Raw genomic sequence first — 6,156 nt, forward strand, 5'->3', positions numbered from 1 at the left:
GGCGGCCTCCCCGAGCCCGCGCCCGGCCTGGTAGGCGTGCGCGTACCCGGCCAGGTCGGTCTGGTACACGGCCACGGCGGGCACCCCGAGCCGCGCCGCGACCTGCATTGCGCGCGCGCCGAGCACGAACGGGCTGGCCAGGTGGACGATGTCCGGCCGGTGTCCGGCGACCGCGGCCGCCAGCTGCCGACTGGGCAGGGCGATCCGCACCTGCGGGTACCCCGGCAGCGGCATCGACGGGATGCGCACCACGGGAATCTCCCCCGCCGCGGCACCGCCGAAGGTCTCCGGCGGGCACCCGGCGCCCCGGGCCGGCGCGGGGGTGACGACAAGGGGCTGGTGGCCCCGGCGGACCAGATGCTCGGCCGTCCGCAGCACGCTGTGGGCGACTCCGTTGACCTCGGGCGGGAAGGATTCGGTGACGATGACGACGCGCATGCCAGTGTTCTGTCCGTGTCCGGCATGCACCCGGCCAAAGGGATCTGTCGTACAGACGAACGCGGGTCGGCGATTTGCACCACCGACCCGCGCTCCGGAGCACGCCCGTCAGACCGACCCGGCGGTCTCCTTGAGCTCCGCGTACGGCGCGAGCTTGCGGATCGACTCGATGCTCTTCAGGCAGTCGTCCTTGCTCTCCTGCGGGTCGCCGGTCACCACGATCGCCCCGTTGCTCGCCTTGAGCCGGAATCGGTGCATGCCGCCCTCGTCCACGTACAGCTCGAATTTGCCAGCCATGCCAGAAACAGCCTTCCGCTCGGATGACCCCCTCGTACCGCACCGTAGGGTCAAATCCCTTGCGCGGCACGTCAGATGATCCATCCAGGTGGACCGGATCGGGCGCGGACGGGTCAGGCGCGCGGTTCGCCCGCTCCGGCGGCCAGTCCGGTGATGGTGGCGGTCAGGATGCGGGCGAGCCGGGGTTCGACCTCGATGACGGCATGGGCCAGCCGGGGGTCGGCGCGGTAGAGGGCGGCGACCTCGGTGCCCGGGTTCGCGATCTGCCACATGGCCCCGGCCAGTGAGACGGCGGTGGCGACCAGGTCGAGGACGTCCTGCTCGTCCAGTGCGGGCAGTTGCCCGCGGACGGCGGCGCCGATCGGTTCGCGGGCGGCGAGCGTGGCGAGTTTGAAGTCGCGTACCGCGGCGAGCGAGACGTTGCGTTCGAGGTTCAGTGGGGCGTGGGCGAGCAGGTCGCAGAACATGCCGCGGGCTGCGAGGGTGGTGGCGAACGCCCGGGCCACGGTGGCCGGGCCCGGATCCGCGCTCTCCCGCAGCCGCGCGGTCAGTGCGTCCGACCACTCCGCCCAGCCTTCGGCGGTCAGCCGCAGGAAGATCTCCTCGCGGGTCTCGAAGTACCGCAGCAGCGCCGACTTGTGCATCCCCACCGCGGCGGCGATGTCGGTCAGGGTGACGTCCCTGATGCCGTGCTCGGCGCCGAGCGACCGGGCCGCCGCCAGGATCGCGGCCTCGCGCCGGCGCTTGGCCTCGGGCGAGCGTGCGCGCTGGAACTCCGATGCGTCATCCACTCGCCCATGGTAGGGCAACGGCGTTGCCGTATTAGCGCAACGTCGTTGCGCTAATAACGCAACGGTGTTTTACTAGCGACATGGAGCAGAACAAGGAACAGACCTGGTTCATCACCGGCAGCTCGCGCGGCTTCGGCCGCGCCCTGGTCCGCGCCGCGCTCGAAGCCGGCGACCGGGTGGCCGCGACCGCCCGACGGCCCGAGCAACTTGCCGATCTCGTCGAGGAGTTCGGCGACCGCATCCGTCCGATCGCGCTGGACGTCACCGATCCGGCGGCCGCCCGGGCGGCCCTCGCCGAGGCGCACGGAGCCTTCGGCCGGATCGACGTGCTGGTGAACAACGCCGGCTACGCCAACGTCTCGCCGATCGAGACCACCGAGGACGCCGACTTCCGTGCCCAGTTCGAGACCAACTTCTGGGGCGTCTACCACGTCACCAAGGCCGCGCTCCCGCTGCTGCGCGAGCAGCGGGGCGGACTGGTCGTGCAGTTCTCCTCGATGGGCGGGCGGGTCGGCGGCTCCCCGGGCATCGCCTCGTACCAGGCCGCGAAGTTCGCCATCGACGGGTTCAGCCGGGTGCTGCGCGCCGAGACCGCGCCGTTCGGCGTGCGGGTACTGGTGGTCGAACCCAGCGGCTTCCGCACGGACTGGGCCGGCGCCTCGATGGTCGTCCACGACGTTCCGGAGGCCTACGACGAGACGGTCGGCGCCCTGAACAGGCGGCTGCGCCAGGGCGGCGACGGCTCCGCGGGCGACCCGGTCCGTGCCGCCGAGATCCTGGTCCGGGTGGCCAAGCGGCGGGACATTCCCCATCACCTGCCGCTCGGGGTCAACGCGGCCGAGGGCTCGATCGCCATGGACCGGCAACTCCTGGCGGAGGACGCCAAGTGGCGTGCGGTTTCCCGCTCGGCCGACTTCGCCGAGGCCTACCCGGTCGCCTTCCCGCCGGACTCGACCGACTGACCGGTCCGGTGTGCACGGCACTGCGGCCCGGCGCGGGGTGAGCGCCGGGCCGCAGGGGCTGCCGGGTTCAGCAGTTGTCGAGGATGCCGGTGAGTGCGCTCTTCTCGGTGCTGTCCACGCTCAGGCCGTAGTACTGCTTCACCTGCACCCAGGCGCGGGCGTAGGTGCAGCGGTAGGAGGCCTGGGGGAGCCACTCGGCCGGGTCGCGGTCGCCCTTGGAGCGGTTGCTGCTCGCGGAGACCAGCAGCAGCTGGGGGCGGGTGACGTCGTTGGCGAAGGCCTGGCGCTGGGAGGTGGTCCAGGCCCAGGCGCCGGAGGCCCAGGCCTCGGAGAGCGGCACCAGGTGGTCGACGTCGAAGGAGGAGGCGTTGGTGGTGGTCGCGCCGTCGTAGGGCGAGGACCAGTTGCCGCTGGTGGCCTTGCAGGAGGTGTCGGTGGCGACGTTGCTGCCGTCCCGCTTGACGATCCACTCGCGGGTGTCGCAGGTGCCGCTGATGGTGATCCAGGTCGGGAACAGCGTGCGGTCGTAGGTGTCGCCGTGGGTCTCCGCGGTGGCGGGCATCGCGGCGAGGTAGCTGCGGGCGGTGGCTGCGGAGATCGGGGTCGGCAGGGCGGCCTGGGCAGGGGTGCCGGCCGTGACCAGGGTCACGGCGGCGAGGGCGGCGGCGGCCGGTATGCAGGACAGGAATCGGCGCGCGGGTGCGGAGGGGGCCATGGCGGACGCTCCATCATCAGATCGGATGAACTGCTGAATTGCGTGCGCCAGTGTGGCGACCCGGTCACCTACGCGGGTAGATCCGGGAAGTGAAATCCTCGTGCACATCGGACGTGCACCGGACAAGTCCGGCGCACGTCACGGTGGTTCGCGAGATTCACGGCGATTTGCGGGGATTCACAAGACGGCCCCCGGACGTCCGGCTGCCGCCGGGGATTCAGTCGCGGCGGCGGCCCGCCATCCAGACGTAGACCAGGATGCCCGCGAACAGGAACAGGACCCCCTGGTAGACGGCGGCGTAGCCGGCCCCGGCGAGCAGCCAGAGCGAGAAGCCGAAGGCGCCCAGGCCGAGGACGGCGTCGCGCACCAGCCGCCCGCGGTCGACCTTCTCGCCGGCCCCGCGCACCAGCCAGTACAGCTGGGCGGCGGTGGAGAGCAGGTACGGCACGGTGGCGGTGAAGGTGGTGACCAGCACCAGCATGTCGAAGGCGCCCTTCGCCCCGCTGGCGAAGTTGAGCACGGTCAGCGCCGAGGCCAGCGCCACGCTGACCAGCACGCCGAAGATCGGCACCCCGCGCCGCTCCTTGCCGAAGGCCGCCGGGAACAGGCCGTCCCTGGCGGCCGCGTACGGGGCCTGGGCGGAGAGCAGGGTCCAGCCGTTGAGGGCGCCGGTCATCGAGACCAGCGCGGCGATGGCGATCACCGTGCCGCCCCAGGTGCCGCCGAACATGGCGTCCACGGCGTCCGAGAACGGCGCGGTGGAGTGGACGAGCTGCTGGTGCGCCACGGTGCCGAACACCGCGATCGTGCCGAGCAGGTAGACCACCGCCGCACCGGTGGTGCCGAGCACGCTGGCCCGGCCGACGTTGCGCTCCGGGTCGCGGACCTTGCCGGCGCTCATCGCGGCCGACTCCACGCCCAGGTAGCTGAACAGCAGGATCGCCGCGGCGGCGCTCATGCCGCCCGCCCAGCCCTGGCCGTTGGCGTCGAAGGGCCCGAGGTTCTTCGGGTCGAAGAAGAACAGGCCGCCCACCGAGACCAGCAGCAGCGGGATGAACTTCAGTACGGTGGAGACGAGTTGGACCGCCCCGATGTAGCGGGTGCCGGCCAGGTTGGCCAGCGCGGGCAGCCACTGGAAGGCCAGTGCGGCGGTGATCTCCAGCGGGATGGAGTGGTGGAGCGGCAGCAGCACGTCCAGGTACCCGACGGCGGCCACGGCGAGGGCGGCGTTGCTGACCCAGGTGGTGATCCAGTACGACCAGGCCGACAGGAATCCGGCGAAGTCCCCGAAGGCCTCGCGGGCGTAGACGTACGGCCCGCCGGTGCGCGGGCTGCGGCGGGCCAGCTGCCCGAAGACCAGCGCCAGCGCGATCGCGCCCACGGTGAGCACCGCGAAGGCGACCAGGCTGACCGTCCCGAACGGGGCCACGGCGGCCGGGATCATGAAGATGCCGCCGCCGATGATGTTGCCCATCACCAGGGCGGTGGCGGTCACCAGCCCGAAGCGGCGGCCGGTCTTCTGCGGCGTGAGGCCGACCGGTGCGGAGCCGGCGGGCGGGGAGCCGACCGGCGCCGGGGTCTCCGGGCCGCTCGGTCGGGCCGCCTGCCGGGGTGCGGCGGGACTGGTCTGCATGAGGGTGGTGCGCCTTTCGTGGTGCTGCTCCTGCTCCTGCGCGCGTTCGGTGGGGCACGCTGGAGCCACCGTTCATGCTCGGACCGGGCGGTACCCTGCGCCAAATCGACGGGATTTGTTCAGTTCGCCCGGTTCATCACCGGAAGTCTTGCGGTCACGGGGCGCTCGGACGGGCACTCGTCCGGCGCCCCCCGCCCGGCTGTTCGACCGGATTCACGGATGTGCGCCCAGGTTCGTCCGGCCGGGGGAGTTGCTTCACCCGAACGCCTCAGCCCGGTTGCGGCGCGCGCCCGAAGGGGCGCGCTCGTGTGCAAACGTGGGCGCGGCGCCTCCCCGGTGGGGCGCCGCCCGGCCCGTCGGGCGGCCGAACCGGCCGGTCGAGGTGCGGGTTGAGGACCAGAGACGAACCAAAAGGACATCAGATGTCGCTTCGTGGGAAGATCCGCAAGCTCGCCGTGATCGTCGCCGTGGCCGGTGCCGTGGTGGCGGTCCCGACCTCGGCCATGGCGGGGGGCTTCGCTCCGACGCAGTCGGAGGAGCTGAAGCTGGAGTCCGGCTCCGCGGGCGTCGGCCTGTTCGGCCCGCACGCCACCTGGCTCAACTTCGCCGAGCACGGCGAGAGCGACTGCGGCTGCTGATCCCCTCGGCGCCCCGAGCCCGGAGGCCGTCCGTCGGCCCCCGGGCTCACGGCTGTCCCGCGCCGGACGGCTCCCGCGCCGCCTCCGGGCGCCGCCCGCCTCCCCGGGCCCGGACCGTCGCCCGGTCCCGCAGTTCCTTCAGCACCGCGATGTCCATCGCGTGCCCGGTGCCGTCCCCGCCGTGCTTGCGGTCCGGGGTCTCCACCACCAGGGGCACCCCGACCGTCTCCGGGTGCTCGAACAGCTCGCGGAACGGCTCGGCGCCGATCATCCCGGCGCCGATGTTGGCGTGCCGGTCCTTGCGGGCTCCGACGACGTCCTCGGAGTCGTTGGCGTGGATCAGCCGCAGCCGGCCCGGGCCGGCCGCGGCGGCCAGGGCGTCCAACGCGGCCGTCACCCCGCCCGGCTCCGCCAGGTCGTGCCCGGCCGCGAAGGCGTGGCAGGTGTCCAGACAAACTCCCACCTTCGGGTGATGGTCCAGCGCCTCGACGTACTCGGCCAGCTCCTCCAGCCGCGAGCAGAGCGAGCTGCCCTGGCCCGCCGTCGGTTCCAGCAGCAGCCACGGCGCGTCGTCACCCAGCCCGTCCAGCTCCTCCAGCAGCGGCCGGACGTCCGCCCGGACCTGCGCCATCGCCTCGGCCCGGCGCGAGCCGCCGCCGGGCGCGGCGCCGACCGCCGAGCC

General features: G+C 72.6%; 8 protein-coding genes. 2 read left to right on the forward strand and 6 right to left on the reverse strand.

Annotated features, from left to right (window positions below; all coding sequences use genetic code 11):
- The 3 genes from KS423_RS35840 to KS423_RS35850 all read right to left on the reverse strand — a co-directional run.
- Positions 1-438: glycosyltransferase (locus KS423_RS35840; protein ID WP_224283923.1), on the reverse strand; the 438-nt coding region annotated here is incomplete at its 3' end.
- Positions 439-546: 108 nt separating this feature from the next.
- Complete coding sequence (locus KS423_RS35845; protein WP_224283924.1) at positions 547-735, reverse strand: DUF1508 domain-containing protein; 189 nt, start codon at positions 733-735, stop codon at positions 547-549.
- A gap of 113 nt (positions 736-848) precedes the next feature.
- Positions 849-1,526: a TetR/AcrR family transcriptional regulator gene (locus KS423_RS35850; RefSeq protein WP_224283925.1), complete on the reverse strand. Its 678-nt coding sequence runs from the start codon at positions 1,524-1,526 to the stop codon at positions 849-851.
- A gap of 80 nt (positions 1,527-1,606) precedes the next feature.
- Here KS423_RS35850 and KS423_RS35855 point away from each other — a divergent pair, with 80 nt between their 5' ends.
- Positions 1,607-2,488 (forward strand): SDR family NAD(P)-dependent oxidoreductase, encoded by an 882-nt coding sequence (locus tag KS423_RS35855; protein ID WP_224283926.1) that lies wholly within the window; start codon positions 1,607-1,609, stop codon positions 2,486-2,488.
- A 67-nt stretch (positions 2,489-2,555) separates the two neighbouring features.
- Here the strand turns inward: KS423_RS35855 and KS423_RS35860 are convergent, their stop codons facing one another.
- Together KS423_RS35860 and KS423_RS35865 are read right to left on the reverse strand one after the other, a co-directional pair.
- Positions 2,556-3,203 carry an HNH endonuclease family protein gene (locus tag KS423_RS35860; RefSeq protein ID WP_224283927.1) on the reverse strand — a complete coding sequence of 216 codons (648 nt, stop codon included), beginning with the start codon at positions 3,201-3,203 and terminating at the stop codon, positions 2,556-2,558.
- A gap of 217 nt (positions 3,204-3,420) precedes the next feature.
- Positions 3,421-4,836 (reverse strand): amino acid permease, encoded by a 1,416-nt coding sequence (locus tag KS423_RS35865; RefSeq protein ID WP_224283928.1) that lies wholly within the window; start codon positions 4,834-4,836, stop codon positions 3,421-3,423.
- A gap of 422 nt (positions 4,837-5,258) precedes the next feature.
- Between KS423_RS35865 and KS423_RS35870 the strand changes: the two genes are divergently transcribed.
- Positions 5,259-5,474 (forward strand): hypothetical protein, encoded by a 216-nt coding sequence (locus tag KS423_RS35870; RefSeq protein ID WP_224283929.1) that lies wholly within the window; start codon positions 5,259-5,261, stop codon positions 5,472-5,474.
- A 46-nt stretch (positions 5,475-5,520) separates the two neighbouring features.
- On the opposite strand, the gene KS423_RS35875 is transcribed toward KS423_RS35870, so the two are convergent.
- Positions 5,521-6,156: deoxyribonuclease IV (locus KS423_RS35875; RefSeq protein WP_224283930.1), on the reverse strand; the 636-nt coding region annotated here is incomplete at its 5' end.

The sequence above is a fragment of the Streptomyces sp. LS1784 genome (assembly GCF_020103755.1).
Classification (GTDB): domain Bacteria; phylum Actinomycetota; class Actinomycetes; order Streptomycetales; family Streptomycetaceae; genus Kitasatospora.